General features: G+C 55.6%; 16 protein-coding genes and 3 tRNA genes. 7 read left to right on the top strand and 12 right to left on the bottom strand.

The annotated features are described in order from the left end of the window. Positions 1–117: 117 nt before the first annotated feature. From deoB to deoC, 3 genes are all read right to left on the bottom strand, one after another. Positions 118–1,341, bottom strand: coding sequence for a phosphopentomutase (gene deoB, locus SK53_RS15935; RefSeq protein ID WP_003856540.1), 1,224 nt, complete (start codon positions 1,339–1,341; stop codon positions 118–120). Between the two features lie 53 nt (positions 1,342–1,394). Then, positions 1,395–2,717, bottom strand: coding sequence for a thymidine phosphorylase (deoA, locus tag SK53_RS15930; RefSeq protein WP_048209776.1), 1,323 nt, complete (start codon positions 2,715–2,717; stop codon positions 1,395–1,397). Positions 2,718–2,816: 99 nt separating this feature from the next. Further along, a complete protein-coding gene (deoC, locus tag SK53_RS15925) occupies positions 2,817–3,596 on the bottom strand; it encodes a deoxyribose-phosphate aldolase (protein WP_032645921.1) in 780 nt (259 codons plus the stop codon). A 261-nt stretch (positions 3,597–3,857) separates the two neighbouring features. Between deoC and SK53_RS15920 the strand changes: the two genes are divergently transcribed. Continuing rightward, positions 3,858–5,393 carry a YjjI family glycine radical enzyme gene (locus tag SK53_RS15920; RefSeq protein WP_048209775.1) on the top strand — a complete coding sequence of 512 codons (1,536 nt, stop codon included), beginning with the start codon at positions 3,858–3,860 and terminating at the stop codon, positions 5,391–5,393. Then, positions 5,368–6,228: a YjjW family glycine radical enzyme activase gene (locus SK53_RS15915; protein WP_048209774.1), complete on the top strand. Its 861-nt coding sequence runs from the start codon at positions 5,368–5,370 to the stop codon at positions 6,226–6,228. The genes SK53_RS15920 and SK53_RS15915 overlap by 26 nt, the downstream gene beginning before the upstream one ends. Here the strand turns inward: SK53_RS15915 and SK53_RS15910 are convergent. From SK53_RS15910 to SK53_RS15875, 8 genes are all read right to left on the bottom strand, one after another. Beyond that, positions 6,223–7,005, bottom strand: coding sequence for a metal-dependent hydrolase (locus SK53_RS15910; RefSeq protein ID WP_003856548.1), 783 nt, complete (start codon positions 7,003–7,005; stop codon positions 6,223–6,225). The genes SK53_RS15915 and SK53_RS15910 overlap by 6 nt on opposite strands. Beyond that, positions 7,002–8,054: a patatin-like phospholipase family protein gene (locus tag SK53_RS15905; RefSeq protein WP_048209773.1), complete on the bottom strand. Its 1,053-nt coding sequence runs from the start codon at positions 8,052–8,054 to the stop codon at positions 7,002–7,004. The genes SK53_RS15910 and SK53_RS15905 overlap by 4 nt, the downstream gene beginning before the upstream one ends. Before the next feature lie 122 nt (positions 8,055–8,176). Beyond that, positions 8,177–8,338: a DUF1328 domain-containing protein gene (locus SK53_RS15900; RefSeq protein ID WP_003856556.1), complete on the bottom strand. Its 162-nt coding sequence runs from the start codon at positions 8,336–8,338 to the stop codon at positions 8,177–8,179. Between the two features lie 125 nt (positions 8,339–8,463). Beyond that, positions 8,464–9,081 carry a molecular chaperone OsmY gene (gene osmY / locus SK53_RS15895; protein WP_003856559.1) on the bottom strand — a complete coding sequence of 206 codons (618 nt, stop codon included), beginning with the start codon at positions 9,079–9,081 and terminating at the stop codon, positions 8,464–8,466. Positions 9,082–9,385: 304 nt separating this feature from the next. Continuing rightward, the gene (gene prfC, locus SK53_RS15890; RefSeq protein ID WP_003856562.1) at positions 9,386–10,975 is read right to left on the bottom strand and encodes a peptide chain release factor 3; all 1,590 of its coding nucleotides are present in this window, start codon (positions 10,973–10,975) and stop codon (positions 9,386–9,388) included. 92 nt (positions 10,976–11,067) lie between these two features. Beyond that, on the bottom strand, positions 11,068–11,745 hold the full coding sequence (yjjG, locus tag SK53_RS15885) for a pyrimidine 5'-nucleotidase (protein ID WP_003856564.1): 678 nt from the start codon (positions 11,743–11,745) through the stop codon (positions 11,068–11,070). A gap of 19 nt (positions 11,746–11,764) precedes the next feature. After that, entirely contained in the window at positions 11,765–12,208 is a 444-nt protein-coding gene (rimI, locus tag SK53_RS15880; protein ID WP_003856565.1) for a ribosomal protein S18-alanine N-acetyltransferase, read from the bottom strand. After that, positions 12,177–12,590 (bottom strand): DNA polymerase III subunit psi, encoded by a 414-nt coding sequence (locus SK53_RS15875; protein ID WP_003856566.1) that lies wholly within the window; start codon positions 12,588–12,590, stop codon positions 12,177–12,179. The genes rimI and SK53_RS15875 overlap by 32 nt, the downstream gene beginning before the upstream one ends. Before the next feature lie 102 nt (positions 12,591–12,692). Between SK53_RS15875 and rsmC the strand changes: the two genes are divergently transcribed. From rsmC to SK53_RS15855, 4 genes are all read left to right on the top strand, one after another. Beyond that, positions 12,693–13,721: a 16S rRNA (guanine(1207)-N(2))-methyltransferase RsmC gene (gene rsmC, locus SK53_RS15870; protein ID WP_023315349.1), complete on the top strand. Its 1,029-nt coding sequence runs from the start codon at positions 12,693–12,695 to the stop codon at positions 13,719–13,721. 145 nt (positions 13,722–13,866) lie between these two features. After that, a tRNA-Leu gene (locus tag SK53_RS15865) sits at positions 13,867–13,953 on the top strand. Positions 13,954–13,981: 28 nt separating this feature from the next. Beyond that, positions 13,982–14,067 (top strand) — tRNA-Leu (locus SK53_RS15860). A 32-nt stretch (positions 14,068–14,099) separates the two neighbouring features. Then, positions 14,100–14,186 (top strand) — tRNA-Leu (locus SK53_RS15855). A gap of 42 nt (positions 14,187–14,228) precedes the next feature. Here the strand turns inward: SK53_RS15855 and SK53_RS15850 are convergent. Then, entirely contained in the window at positions 14,229–14,498 is a 270-nt protein-coding gene (locus tag SK53_RS15850; RefSeq protein WP_032628028.1) for a DUF1435 domain-containing protein, read from the bottom strand. A gap of 216 nt (positions 14,499–14,714) precedes the next feature. On the opposite strand from SK53_RS15850, the gene SK53_RS15845 reads away from it, so the two are divergent. Beyond that, positions 14,715–15,779 carry a GGDEF domain-containing protein gene (locus tag SK53_RS15845; protein ID WP_003856569.1) on the top strand — a complete coding sequence of 355 codons (1,065 nt, stop codon included), beginning with the start codon at positions 14,715–14,717 and terminating at the stop codon, positions 15,777–15,779. Positions 15,780–15,810: the final 31 nt, after the last annotated feature.

Here is a 15,810-nt window from a genome sequence, read left to right as displayed (position 1 = left end):
CCTTTTACATTGTTGTTTTTTCCGGGTGGCGGCTGCGCCTTACCCGGCCTACATTCTGTTTTCCCTCTCCCTGTGGGAGAGGGTCGGGGTGAGGGCATCAGGCCTCACCCAATCCGTTTAGAACATAGCCTTGCCATATTCCATGTCAGACGTACCAAAGTATTTCGCAATCGTCTGGCCGATGTCCGCGAAGGTTTCACGGTGACCCAGCGAGCCCGGTTTGACTTTCGGGCCGTACACCAGCACCGGAATGTGCTCACGGGTGTGGTCGGTACCGGTCCAGGTCGGGTCACAGCCATGGTCAGCGGTCAGGATCAGAATGTCATCTTCTCCCACCAGCTCCATCAGCTCTGGCAGACGGCGGTCAAACAGCTCCAGACCCGCAGCATAACCGGCGACGTCGCGACGGTGGCCCCAGGAGGAGTCGAAGTCCACGAAGTTGGTGAAGACAATGGTCTTATCGCCCGCTTCTTTCATCTCTTTGATGGTGGCGTCGAACAGCGCATCCAGACCGGTCGCTTTGACCTTTTTGGTAATGCCGCAGTTGGCGTAAATGTCCGCGATTTTACCCACGGAAACCACGTGACCGTCTTTCTCGTCGACGAGTTTTTGCAGCACGGTCGGCGCCGGTGGCTCCACAGCCAGATCGTGACGGTTGCCGGTACGCTGGAAGTTACCCGCTTTGTCGCCGATAAACGGACGCGCGATAACGCGGCCAATGTTGTAGCCGCCTTCGGTCAGCTCTTCACGGGCGATTTCGCACAACTCGTACAGTTTATCCAGGCCAAACGTCTCTTCATGGCAGGCGATCTGGAACACGGAGTCAGCAGAGGTATAGAAAATCGGCTTGCCGGTTTTCATGTGCTCTTCGCCGAGCTGGTCCAGAATCACGGTACCGGAAGAGTGGCAGTTACCGAGGTAGCCCGGCAGGTTGGCGCGCTTCACCAGCTTATCAAGCAGCTCTTGCGGAAAGCTGTTCTCGTGATCGGAGAAGTAACCCCAGTCGAACAGCACCGGCACGCCGGCGATTTCCCAGTGGCCGGACGGAGTATCTTTACCGGAAGAGAGCTCGTGCGCCCACGCGTAGGCGCCCACCACTTCCGCGTTACCGTCCATACCGGCTGCGATCTTACCGGTAGAGCCTTCATGCGCTTTTACCAGCCCCAGACGGGTCAGGTTTGGCAGGTTCAGAGGGCCTTTACGACCGTTGTCCGCTTCGCCTTTTGCACAGGCTTCCGCGATGTGACCCAGGGTATCGGAACCCACGTCACCAAATCGTTCTGCATCTTCGGTTGCGCCGATGCCGAATGAGTCCAGCACCATAATAAATGCACGTTTCATAATTGTTCTCCGTACTTAGTGCTTCATAAAAATGCGATCAGATCAGTATACCGCTATTCAGTGATACGACGATAGACCGTCGGTGTGGTTTCCGGTGCTTTATCGTCAAGAGATATTGCCGCCTTCACCGCTTTCGCCGCGTCCTGCAAGCTGGCTTCATCTTTCGCGTGGATCACCGCCAGCGGACGTTGGCCGTCAACGCTGTCGCCCAGACGGGCCATATCGGTAAAGCCGACGCTGTAATCAATGGTGTCCGATGCCTGACGACGACCGCCGCCCATAGACACGACAGCCATGCCGAGCGCGCGGGTATCCATAGCCGAGACAAAGCCTTCGCTATCCGCATAGACCGCTTTGCTGAGCATCGCGGTGGGCAGGTATTTCGCGTAGTTTTCCACGAAGTCGGTCGGGCCTTTCTGCGCCGCCACCATCCGACCAAAGATCTCCGCCGCTTTGCCGTTGTCCAGCACCGCCTGAAGCTTCGCGCGCGCGTCAGCGTCGTCTTTGGCCAGCTTGCCGGAGATTAACATCTCAACGCACAGCGCCATGGTGACATCGAACAGGCGCGGGTTACGGTATTCGCCTGTGAGGAACTGCACAGCCTCGCGGACTTCAACCGCGTTCCCGGCGCTGGAGGCCAGCACCTGGTTCATGTCCGTCAGCAGTGCGGTGGTGCGCACGCCCGCGCCGTTGGAAACGCCAACGATCGCTTCGGCCAGCGCCTCAGAGAGTTCATAGGTTGGCATAAACGCGCCGCTGCCCACTTTCACATCCATCACCAGCGCATCCAGACCTTCCGCCAGTTTTTTGGCAAGGATAGAGGCGGTGATCAGCGGGATGGAGTCTACAGTCGCGGTAATGTCACGCGTCGCGTAGAAACGCTTGTCAGCCGGAGCAAGAGAGCTGGTCTGGCCGATAATCGCCACGCCAACGTCTTTAATAATGTCGCGGAAGCGGTTGTCATCCGGGAAGATATCGAAGCCCGGAATGGCTTCCAGTTTGTCGAGCGTACCGCCGGTGTGGCCCAGGCCGCGCCCGGAAATCATCGGGATGTAACCCCCGCAGGCTGCCACCATCGGGCCAAGCATCAGGGAGGTCACGTCGCCCACGCCGCCGGTGGAGTGTTTGTCCACAATCGGGCCGTTGAGGTTGAGGCTTTTCCAGTCCAGAACGGTTCCTGAATCTCGCATCGCCATGGTCAGCGACACGCGCTCAGGCATCGACATATCGTGGAAGAAAATGGTCATCGCCAGAGCCGCAATCTGCCCTTCAGAGATGGTGTTATCACGAATGCCATTGATAAAGAAGCGGATTTCTTCGTCGCTTAATGCATGACCATCACGTTTTTTACGAATAATTTCTTGTGCGAGAAACACGGTAACCTCCATGCGGAATCGGGTGAATGGCGGCGGGTATGTTGACCCGCCCCACGATCCTTTAGGCCGGGTTAGCGTAGCGCCACCCGGCAATTCAACTTAGTAGCTGCTTGCGCTCTTACCGTCGCCGTGACCCAGCGCTTTCAGCAGGCTGGCCAGCAGGCTGGACGCGCCGAAGCGGTAGTGGCGGGAGTCCGCCCAGTCGGCGCCGAACAGCTCGTCGGCAATCGCCAGGAACTGCTGCGCGTCTTCTGCGGTACGCACGCCGCCTGCCGGTTTGAAGCCAACGGTTTTGGACACGCCCATATCACGGATGACTTCCATCATGATGCGTGCGCTTTCCGGGGTAGCGTTGACCGGCACTTTACCGGTAGAGGTTTTAATGAAATCCGCGCCCGCTTTGATGGAGATTTCAGACGCCTTACGAATCAGCGCCTCTTCTTTCAGCTCGCCGGTTTCAATGATCACTTTAAGCAGCACGTTTGCCGCCGCACACGCGTCTTTACAGGCTTTCACCAGGTCAAAACCGACCTGCTCGTTGCCGGCGATCAGCGCGCGGTACGGGAATACCACGTCAACTTCGTCTGCGCCGTACGCAATCGCTGCGCGGGTTTCTGCCAGCGCGATCTCGATATCGTCATTGCCGTGCGGGAAGTTAGTTACGGTGGCAATGCGCACTTCCGGCGTGCCCTGCTCTTTCAGCGTTTTGCGGGCAATCGGGATGAAGCGCGGATAGATACAGACGGCGGCGGTGTTACCCACTGGCGTTTTCGCCTGATGGCACAGGGCGATGACTTTTTCATTGGTGTCGTCATCGTTCAGGGTGGTCAGGTCCATCAGTTTCAACGCGCGCAGGCTGCTTGCAGTTAAATCGGTCATAACATTCTCCAACGGCAGTGCCGTATAAATTTTACCTTGCGGGTCTGTGAGTATTCTAACATTCACCCGCATCCACACTTCGACATTCATCACAGTTAATGAAAACTGTGTGCAAATTTGCATTACTGTAATGAGATCTTCTTCAAATTTTAGTGCGTTAATTGCTGACTAAATCGGCGATATCCCCTTTCTGATCAAAGCGCCACCAGGCTGGCTTCCTACAATTCGTTCACTATCCGCAGAACAACCAAGGAAGTGAACATGCCCGACGCCCTGCAACAACGTTGCCAGCACATTGTGACCAGCCCGGTGTTAACCCCAGAACAAAAACGTCATTTTCTGGCGCTGGAAGCGGAGAACAATCTGCCCTATCCCGCTCTGCCAGAGGCGGCCCGCGCCGCACTGGACGAGGGATTCATCTGCGACATGTTCGAAGGCCATGCGCCTTACAAACCGCGCTACGTGCTGCCGGACTACGCTAAATTTCTGGCTAACGGCTCAGAATGGCTGGAGCTGGAAGGGGCGAAAGATCTGGATGATGCCCTCTCGCTGCTCACTATCCTTTATCACCATGTTCCGTCCGTCACATCGATGCCGGTCTATCTGGGCCAGCTCGATGAAATACTCAGCCCATATGTTAAAATTCTAACACAGGATGAAATCAATAGCCGAATAAAACGTTTCTGGCGCTATCTCGACCGTACGCTTCCCGATGCCTTTATGCATGCCAATATCGGGCCGGAAGATACCCCCGTCACGCGTGCCATTCTGCGTGCCGATGCAGAGCTGAAGCAGGTCGCGCCGAACCTGACCTTTATTTATGATCCAGCGATCACCCCGGATGATTTGCTGCTTGAGGTGGCAAAAAACATATGTGAATGCAGCAAACCGCATATTTCTAATGGCCCGGTGAATGATAAAATTTTCACAAAAGGCCATTACGGCGTAGTGAGCTGTTACAACTCCCTGCCTCTGGCAGGCGGTGGCAGCACCCTGGTGCGCCTCAACCTCAAGGCCATCGCCGAACACAGTACGTCAATGGAAGACTTCTTCAGCCGCGCCCTCCCGCATTACTGCCAGCAGCAAATGGCCATCATCGATGCCCGCTGCGATTTCCTGTATCAACAATCCGGCTTCTTTGAGAATAGCTTCCTGGTGAAAGAGGGGCTGATTGATGCCGATCGGTTTGTGCCGATGTTTGGCATGTACGGCCTGGCAGAAGCGGTAAACGTGCTCTGTGAGAAAGCCGGGATGACTGGGCGTTACGGCAAAGACGAGCAGGCCAACGCGCTGGGCTATCGCATCAGCGAACAGCTTGCGGCGTTTGTCGAAAACACGCCGGTGAAACACGGCTGGAAGCAGCGCGCGATGCTGCATGCGCAGTCGGGGATCAGCTCTGACTCGGGCACCACGCCGGGCGCACGCCTGCCCTACGGCGACGAGCCGGATCCCATCAGCCACCTGCTGGCCGTTGCGCCGCACCACAAGCACTACGCTTCCGGGATCAGCGACATTCTGACGCTGGATGAAACGGTAAAACGTAACCCGCAGGCAGTGGTCCAGCTCTGTCTCGGCGCGTTCAGGGCGGGGATGCGCGAGTTTACCGCCAACGTTGCGGGTAACGATCTCGTGCGCGTTACCGGCTATATGGTGCGGCTCTCCGATCTGGAGAAATACCGGGAGGCCGGCTCGCGCACCAACACCACATGGCTCGGCGAGGAGGCCGCGCGCAATACCCGTATTCTGGAACGTCAGCCGCGCGTGATAAGTCATGAACAGCAGATGCGCTTTAGTTAGTCAGGTCATACCCTTCTCCTGCGTGGACGGGCCGGGCAGCCGCCTGGCGTTGTTCCTCCAGGGCTGTAACCTGCGCTGCAAAACCTGCCACAACCCGTGGACGATAGGGCGCTGCAACGACTGCGGCGACTGTGTACCCCACTGTCCGCATGATGCGCTGACGATTCAGGCCGGGCGCGTCTGGTGGCAGGAGAGTCACTGTCAGCAGTGCGACACCTGTCTGCACCTGTGTCAGCAGCAGGCGACGCCGATGGCGCAGCGCTATAGCGTCGAGGAGATCCTCTCCCGGGTGCTCACGTCCGCGCCGTTTATTGAGGGCGTGACCGTCAGCGGGGGTGAGGCCACCACGCAGCTGCCGTTTTTGGTTGCGCTTTTCACCGCGATCAAAGCCGATCCGTCCCTGCGCCATCTGACGTGCCTGGTGGACAGCAACGGCCTGTTAAGCGAAACCGGCTGGCAAAAGCTGTTTCCGGTGTTTGACGGCGCGATGGTGGATCTGAAAGCCTGGGGCAATGAACATCACCGTTTTCTGACCGGGCGCGAAAACACGCTGATCAAGCAGAGCATCCGCTGGCTGGCCGATCGTCATCGCCTGACGGAGCTGCGCCTGCTGGTGATCCCCGATCGGTGTGATTATCTGCAACATCTGCCATCGCTGACCGCTTTTATCCACACGTTGGGGAACGTTCCGGTGCGGATCAACGCGTTTCATGCCCATGGGGTTTACGGGGAGGCGGCGCGATGGCGGAGCGTCACGCCGGAGGACATCGAGCCGCTGGCGCAGGCCCTGGAACGGCAGCAGATCACGGTGATCCGCCCGGCCCTTTATCTATAGCGTGATGCCGAAGACCGCTCGGGTATTTTCCAGCAGCGCGCTGGCAATCACATCTTCAGGCTCCTGACGCAACTCACACAGCACATCAAAAACGCGCGCCGCCTGCTCCGGGCGGTTAGGCTGGCCCTGAAAACCATTCAGCGGCATGTCAGGCGCATCCGTTTCCAGCAGGAGCGAGGTCAGCGGGAGCTGTGCCATCACATCACGGGTTTTGCTGGCACGCGGATAGGTAATGGTGCCACCGACGCCAATTTTATAGCCCAGCTCGATAAAACGCTGCGCCTGCTGAAGGCTTCCAGCGAAACCATGGACCACGCCCCTGCGCGGCACGTCGATGCGCTTCAGGTGCATCGCCAGTTTGTCATGGGTACGTCTGGAGTGGAGGATCACCGGCAGATCGTGGCGCTTTGCCAACCGGAGCTGCGCGTCCAGAATCGTCTGCTGGCGTTCAAACTGCGGATCTTCACGATAGAGATCGAGGCCGATCTCACCGATGGCAACCAGCTTCGTATCCGCGTTTTGCAGCGTGGCATCCAGCCTGTCGAGATGGTCATCAAGATGGTGCTCAATAACGATCGGATGCAGACCCAACGCGGCATACAGCGCATCGTGCCCCCGGGCAAGCGCCAGAACTTTGTCGAATCTCGCCGCTTCAATAGCGGGCACAATAATGGCTCTCACACCGGCCTCAGCCGCACGCGCAAGACTGGATGTTTCCTCCCCGCTAAACGGCGGGAAATCAAAGTGGCAATGGGTATCGATAAAGCAGTGCGTCACGCCAGATCCTCGTTATCGAGTAAGCCATCGTTGGCCTGCGGCGCGTCCACCAGCGGCATCGCCACCGCGTCATTGGCCACAACGGCAGGCGGCAAAATGATGCTTTTATGCCGATGAAGAGGCGGTTGCTCGGCCAGCATTTTCCCGACGGTCGCCAGGAAGTAACGCCCGCACAGCCGCCCCGTTTTGTAATCCATACGCAACGCAGGCAACCGACTGCCCAGCGCCATGCTCAACAGCGGCTTCGGCGGATAAATTTCAAAGATGCGCAGCTTGCCCGGTGGTTTTTCAATAAAACGCTGCATCGCGCCGTAGGTGGTTTCATGCTGCTTCGCAATATTCACCAGCGGTTGCAGGCTGCTGTCGCCCAGCCAGCGTTCCATCCGCTTAAACCACTGTGGGGTGTAATACATCTGCGAAGGCACCGTACGGATCACCACAATGGTTTTTGCCCCGCGCCGCGCCGCCTCCTGTACCGGCACCGCGTCGCTGATACCACCGTCAAGATAGCTTATCCCCTCCAGCAACGCGCCGGTGCGGTAGAATCCCGGGATCGCGCTGGATGCGCGGATGATATCCAGCCAGTTCTCTTTCTGCGGCGAAAAGTAACGCGGCGAATAGTCATCGCCACGGCTGGCGCACATCCAGAACTCTTTGCCGGTATCGAACAGTCGTGACGCGGTATCCATGGCCAGCGGCATCTGGCTGGAGGTGGCATCCAGTAACCAGTCGAGATCGATCAGGTTCCCGCCGCGCACGAAGCGTACCGGATTGAAGAATTCTTTCGAGGTGGTATAGCGCATAATCACTTTGCGCGCATAGCCGGGCTGGTTGCAGACATAGGCGGAGAGGTTCTGCGCCCCGGCAGAGGTACCGAAATAGAGATCGAACGGGTTGAATTGCGCGCGCATAAATTCGTCGAGCACGCCGGCGGTAAAAATACCGCGCTGCCCGCCCCCTTCACAGACCAGCGCAAGCTGGCCTGCATGAAACGGTTTTAACGTCAGCGGCGCAATATTGCCGAGCGTAACGGGAATTCGTTGCCCCACCTCTGCCTTCCTGTTTTCATTATTGTGATGAGACACAGTAACGCACTTCCCCGGTGGTTCTCAAACGAGAAAAAGCCAGTCACGAGGACTGGCTTGAGTTTGTTTAGTAAATATTGCGTTTGCTACGGGCGACGTCGACCCGTAAACAGGCTGACCAGGAACAGAATAATACCGACGACGAAGACAATTTTCGCTGCCCATGCCGCGGTACCCGCCAGTCCACCAAAGCCCAATGCGGCGGCAATTAACGCGATAACCAGAAATATAATGCCCCAACGAAACATAAGCCTCTCCTTTACCATAGTTAATGTCGGCCGCTAAACGTGAGCGCTCAGGTCACTCACCGGCTTTTCCAGAATCGTTTTTATTTCGCCCGCGGTTTTAAGCCTTACGGGCGAATGGTACTGCTTTACTTCGTTTTCAGATCGTTTTTGACGCTTTTCACACCATCAATAGCTTTCGCAATTGACTCGGCACGATCGCTTTGTGCCTGATTCTCAACCGTACCGGACAGCTGGACCACACCATCGGTGGTTTCAACTTTCACCATACGGGATGGCACGATGTCGTCAGCTAACAGTTTAGCTTTGATTTCGCTGGTAGTTGCTGCATCTCCGGCATAGCCCTTCACGGACGATTCTTTGCTGTCACGTACGTGCAGTTTGTCGCTGACGGAGCTTACGCCCTCAACGCCTTTCGCCACTTTAACGGCTTCTTCAGCCTGGGTCTGGCTTTCAACGAAACCGCTCAGGGTGACAACCTTGTTGTCGGTTTTAACAGAAATATCGGTGCTCTTAATGGAGTCGTGATCCACCAGTGCGGCTTTCACTTTTGCTGTGATTGAGCTGTCATCCATGAAATTACCGACTTTATTCATAGAGCTATCGATTTTTTCCCCTGCGGTATTGGCGGAACTTTGCGCTTTATCCATGGTGCTGGATTCCGCCAGAGCAGAACCGCTTACCAGGACACTACCCAACGTTACAGCCAGCAGAGTTTTAGAAATCTTCAGTCTTGTCATATTCATCGATTTATTCCTGTGTTTTGCCCGTTATTTGGGCGACATACTTCCCTAAATCTTGGTTTTATATATTGCGAATTAACACCGGGGCAAAATGGAGAACCAATGGACATGCATTGAACAGTTAATTCATCCACGCCCGGTGCTAAACACTGAGTTAAATATAGATCACAATCAGAGGGGTGCATTCAGAATTGGGGAAAAAACGAACGAATAGCGAAAAAATGCGGTGAATTAAGAACATTCCGCAAGGGATTAATAACACAGGAATTAAAGAAGAGCACGGCGGCTGCCGTGCTCTGAGAGGGAATTAATGCTCGCGCGTTTTGCGGAACTGAACATCAGGATAACGTTCCTGCGTCAGGTTCAGGTTAACCATGGTCGGGGCGATATAGGTCAGGTTATCGCCACCGTCCAGCGCCAGCTGAACTTCGTTCTTACGTTTAAATTCTTCGAATTTCTTCACGTCTGAACATTCAACCCAGCGGGCGGTCGCCACGTTCACCGATTCGTAAATCGCTTCCACGTTGTACTCGCTCTTAAGACGGGCAACCACCACGTCAAACTGGAGCACACCCACCGCGCCCACGATCAGATCGTTGTTAGCAATAGGGCGGAACACCTGTACAGCCCCCTCTTCGGAAAGCTGGACCAGGCCTTTCAGCAGTTGCTTCTGCTTCAGCGGATCGCGCAGGCGAATGCGGCGGAACAGTTCTGGCGCGAAGTTCGGGATACCGGTGAACTTCATCATCTCGCCCTGCGTGAAGGTATCGCCAATCTGAATGGTACCGTGGTTGTGTAAACCAATGATGTCACCCGGATAGGCTTCTTCTACATGCGAACGGTCGCCTGCCATGAAGGTCAGCGCGTCGGAGATCACCACGTCTTTACCGATACGGACCTGACGCAGCTTCATGCCCTTCTCGTACTTACCGGAGACCACGCGCATAAAGGCAACGCGGTCGCGGTGTTTCGGGTCCATGTTGGCCTGAATTTTAAAGACGAAGCCGGAGAACTTCTCTTCCTTTGCTTCTACTTCGCGGGTGTCGGTTTTACGCGGCATTGGCTGCGGGGCCCACTCCACCAGACCGTCGAGCATATGGTCAACGCCAAAGTTGCCGAGGGCGGTACCGAAGAAGACCGGGGTAATTTCACCGCTCAGGAACAGCTCTCGGTCGAACTCGTGCGACGCGCCTTTAACCAGCTCCAGCTCATCGCGCAGCTGCGCGGCCAGCTCTTCACCGACCGCTGCGTCCAGATCCGGGTTGTCCAGACCTTTCACGATGCGCACTTCCTGAATGGTGTGACCCTTACCGGTCTGGTACAGGTAGGTTTCGTCTTTATAGAGGTGGTAAACCCCTTTGAACAGCTTGCCGCAGCCAATCGGCCAGGTGATTGGCGCGCAGGCAATCTTCAGCTCGTTTTCCACTTCATCCATCAGCTCCATCGGATCACGGATGTCACGGTCGAGTTTGTTCATAAAGGTGAGGATCGGCGTATCGCGCAGACGGGTGACTTCCATCAGCTTGCGGGTACGATCTTCAACACCTTTCGCGGCGTCGATCACCATCAGGCAGCAGTCCACCGCCGTCAGGGTACGGTAGGTATCTTCGGAGAAGTCTTCGTGCCCCGGGGTGTCCAGCAGGTTCACCAGACAGTCGTGATACGGGAACTGCATCACGGAGGTGGTAATCGAAATACCACGCTGCTTTTCCATCTCCATCCAGTCGGATTTAGCATGCTGGCTGGAGCCACGGCCTTTAACGGTACCCGCGGTCTGGATCGCCTGTCCGAACAGCAACACCTTCTCGGTGATGGTCGTTTTACCGGCATCCGGGTGCGAGATAATGGCAAAAGTGCGGCGTTTGGCCACCTCTTGCAGATAAGGAGACAACGTCATAATCAATTCTTCTTAGGTAAGCGCGGCAGCAGGCCGCGCATCATGGAATACGAAAAATGCGGCTATTTTACCCATCAACAGGGGGCAGGCAATCATTGTTTACACAGGAGCTGCTCCAGTTCGTTCAATGACGTAACGGTCCAGGTCGGCTCGATGCCTTCCGGCAGCATGCGGCCATGCGCATTCAGCCAGACGGTCGACAGGCCCGATCTCATACCTCCCAGAATATCAGATTCTGCCGTATCCCCCACCATCAGCACGCGATCGCGGTCAGGATTGCCCGCTTGCGCCAACGCATAATCGAAAATACGCGGATCCGGCTTCGGTACGCCCACCTCTTCGGAGATCACCAGCGCGTCGAAATGATCGCGCAGGCCGGTGCGTTCAAGGCGAATCTGCTGAAGCGCGGTAAAGCCGTTGGTAATGATCCCAAGCTTCACCTTCCCTTTCAGCGAATCCAGCAAAGAAACGGCGCCGGGCAGCGGCGCGCAGATATCCGCCATCGCATTCAGGAAGGCCTCGTTCAGCACCCCAGGACTCACGTTTAACCGTTCAGCCCACACGTCAAAACGCTGATGCTGAAGCTGTAACGCGGTGATGGCTCCGTTCTGGTAATCCACCCACAGCGGTTTGTTCACCGCCTGATAGTCCTGAAAATCTTCCGCGGTGAACGTCACGCTATAGTCGAGAAACATCCGCTGTAGGCCGCCGAACGAGTCAAACGTAAACAGCGTTTCGTCGGCATCAAAGAAAATCCAGTCCCATTTCATCGTTACAACCTTATTTTCGTTATCCAATCGGCAGAGCCATGATAATGGCGTCTTCACGTCCCTCTGCGGTGGGGTAGTAGTTACGGCGGATAGTCGCCTCGTTGAAGCCTAAGCTTTCATAGAGCGCGATGGCGGCGACATTGGACGCGCGCACCTCCAGCCACAGGGTGAAAACGTCACGGGTTTCCAGCTCACGAATGAGGTGCTCAAGCAGTTCCCTGCCCAGCCCGCGGCGCTGGTATGCGGGATCGACCGCGATATTAAACAGCGTCGCCTCGTCCAGAACGACCTGCGTGATGGCGAACGCAGCCATCGCACCGTCAACGTCCAGGCGGAGATTTAAATAGCGTTCGCCCTGATTGCTGGCAAACGTCTTTTCGCTCCACGGAAAGGCATGGGCGCGGGTTTCAATCGCGAACGCGGTGGTCAGGTCAGCCGTCGTGAGGGAAGAAATCGTGTTCATATTCGCAAATTTGTTGCCATAGCGCGCTACGCGCTTTTGGGTTGGCTTTCAGTTCGTCCAGCGCTGGAGAACTGATCTGGCTTCCTTCAAGGGGTAGCTCATCCACCGCCCCGATTCGCCAGCTGTTACAGCGGCTGTCAGAGGGAAGCATCGCGACGCTTTCGGGCGCCAGCTGTAATACCTGATCGTGGGTCACCTTCAGGCTGCGAAGGACATCCTCAATCAGGGGCTCGTTCAGGGCAGGCGGCGCTTCTGCCACCATCACCAGGCGGACATGCGCAGGGATGGAGATGGCTATTTCGCCCCGCAACGCCGTCGGGCGACGCAAAGCCCACTGGGTGATGCCCAGTTGCTGCAACTGCCAGTCTCGTCGGGATGTCATAGCGAAAACTCCTGTCTCTCAGGCGCGCAAATATAGCAAATGTGTCGAAACTGCGCCATCTACCTACTATAATCCCCGCCTGAGTTTATTGAGGAACAATTCATGTCTGCATTTACCCCGGCAAGTGAAGTCTTGCTGCGTCACAGTGATGATTTCGAAGAGAGCCGTATTCTGTTTGCCGGAGATATGCAGGATGACCTGCCCGCACGTTTCGACTGTGCTGAAAGCCGTGCCCACACCCAGTACTATCACCACTGGCAGGTGCTGAGCCGCCAGATGGGCGAGCGCGCGCGCTTTAGCCTGGCGGCGGAGCAGAGCGATATTGCTGACTGCGATACGCTCATTTACTACTGGCCGAAAAACAAACCGGAAGCCCAGTTCCAGCTGATGAACCTGCTTTCTCTGCTGCCGGTCGGCTGCGATATTTTTGTTGTCGGTGAAAACCGCAGCGGGGTGCGTAGCGCAGAGCAGATGCTCGAAGCCTGGGCGCCGCTGACGAAAATCGACAGCGCCCGTCGCTGCGGCCTGTACCATGGTCGTCTGGAAAAACAGACCACCTTCGATGCCGACGCCTTCTGGGACGAGTACCAGCTTGACGGCCTGACCATTAAAACCCTGCCGGGCGTGTTCAGCCGTGATGCGCTCGATACGGGCAGTAAGCTGCTGCTGTCCACCCTGACGCCTCATACCAAGGGCAAAGTGCTGGACGTCGGCTGTGGCGCGGGCGTGCTGTCAACGGTTCTCGCCAGTCACTCACCAAAAGTGCGTTTAACCCTGTGTGACGTGAGCGCTCCGGCGGTAGAAGCCAGCCGCGCCACGCTTGCTGCGAATGGCATTCAAGGCGACGTGATTGCCAGCAACGTCTTCTCCGACGTGACCGGTCGCTTTGACATGATCATCTCTAACCCGCCGTTCCACGACGGAATGGAGACCAGCCTTGAAGCGGCGCAAACGCTGATCCGTGGCGCAACCCGTCACCTCAACAGCGGCGGTGAGCTGCGTATTGTGGCGAACGCCTTCCTCGCATACCCGAAAGTACTGGATGAAACCTTTGGCTTCCACGAAGTGATCGCCCAGACGGGTCGCTTTAAGGTCTATCGCACCGTGATGACGCGCCAGGCGAAAAAGTAACCCCCCCGGTCCGGCGATGGCTGACGCTGCCATCGCCCAATTTTGCAGCAATCAAAACAACGTGCGCAATTTTCTGTTGACGTAAAGCTGAAAACATCTAGAATGCGCCTCCGTGGTTACGATACTTTTACAGTGTCGATGGTATGCGAAGGTGGCGGAATTGGTAGACGCGCTAGCTTCAGGTGTTAGTGTCCTTACGGACGTGGGGGTTCAAGTCCCCCCCCTCGCACCATAAATCACGTTGATATTGCTCGCACTGGGCGAAGGTGGCGGAATTGGTAGACGCGCTAGCTTCAGGTGTTAGTGTCCTTAGGATGTGGGGGTTCGAGTCCCCCCCCTCGCACCAACGAGGCGATATCAAACCAGTAAGATGACTGTGCGAAGGTGGCGGAATTGGTAGACGCGCTAGCTTCAGGTGTTAGTGTCCTTACGGACGTGGGGGTTCAAGTCCCCCCCCTCGCACCAATTATCTTACATCCTCTCAGCAGTGCCTCTTCTTTTTCCCTTTTATTTCAAACTCATCAGAATCACCAGCAGTCCACTGATTAGCGCCACGCATGAAGGCAGCAGGACATAATGCCGTAACTGTTTGTGCCAGATCATCGCGGATGTCACCAGCAAGCCTGAAACAATCATTGCTTTCCAGACATCAATGGGGAGATCGGTAAACATCAGCCCACCGATAATGGAACCAGGCAGTAATATTCCCCACCCACTTCCCAGCGCTTTGCTCAACATGGTTTCACCTCTCGCACTGATAATGATAACCAGTATCATATGATAGTAATTATCACTTGTCAGCAGGCGACGTAAGAAATTGCGCCAGCAATTGCTTTCCCATAATGACAGAGAATGTGTAAGGTGATAAATTGCCCACCTGTTAACTTCCGATAAAGTTTTTCTGATAATAAAAATTCAATTTTGTAGCGACCAATATTACACAACAACACCTTGCTCATTGTTTTAATTGAGTTTTAATAAAAACGCACGCATATGACATCACAATCCTGGCTGTCTTTAGTCAACAAGAAATATCAGCTATCTTTACGTTTGTTTTTATTTCTGAACGCCGCATCAGCATTGTTCTCGGTAACAAATCCTCTCTATTCCGTACGTGTGTTATCAGTCCCGCTCTTTGCCGTACTGACTATCAGCACAGGCTTACTTATCTGGCACTGGAAAAACAGCACGCGAAAAATAAATATCCCTGTTGTTTCAGCTATTTTTGGTCTTTTATGGGCCTGGCAGATCGTCTCTAAATTTCTGTTAATCACGCACGATCACGCGACCTATTTAATGATGGCGCTATTAACAGTGCTTTTTATAGGGTCTCTGGCGTTCGCGAGTAATATTAAAGCCTTTACGTTACATTCATTTCCCGCATTTATATCCTGCCTGTGGCTTAGCCCGTCCGAAAACTGGCTGAGAATGGCCTATTTTTTCGCGCTGCCGGTGGTCGCCATTGGTATCCATCATGTTCTTCAGCGGCGCAATGACCGTTTCGCCCAGGAGCTGCTTTCCGAACTGCTGGAGGAGCGCGAAACCCTGACCGATCTCAGCATGATGGACCCGCTCACCGGCCTGTATAACCGTCGCGGGCTGCAAAGCCGGCTGGAGAACCTTCCCAGGCCTGACGCTGGCGAGCACTTCGTGCTGCTGATGGATATCGACCACTTCAAAGCCTACAACGACCATTACGGCCATATGATGGGCGATCAGGCCTTGATCAGGGTCTCGGCTGCGATACGCGACGCCGTGCGCTCACGCGATGTTGTCGCCCGGTTTGGCGGGGAAGAATTTATGGTGCTGTTGAGTAACATCCCGCTGGAGCAAGCGCGCCAGACGGCTGAACGCATACGTCAGAAGGTTTACGATCTTAAAATCCCCCATATGTTTAACGAAAGCGTCGCCACTAACGTGACCATCAGCATCGGCATCGCCATGTTCGAAGGTGAAGACGTTGAGGGCGCGCTGGCGAAAGCGGATAAAGCCCTCTATGAAGCCAAGCATATGGGACGTAACAGCATTCTGCTGAGCGAAGAGCTTCATACTGCCTGAAACCGCCTTCACAGCGCCAGGATAAAACGCT

Source organism: Enterobacter sp. MGH119 (genome assembly GCF_001037675.1).
Lineage (GTDB): Bacteria > Pseudomonadota > Gammaproteobacteria > Enterobacterales > Enterobacteriaceae > Enterobacter > Enterobacter hormaechei_C.
The sequence above is the reverse complement of the archived record's forward strand: the minus strand, read 5'-3'. Positions and strand labels throughout refer to the sequence as shown.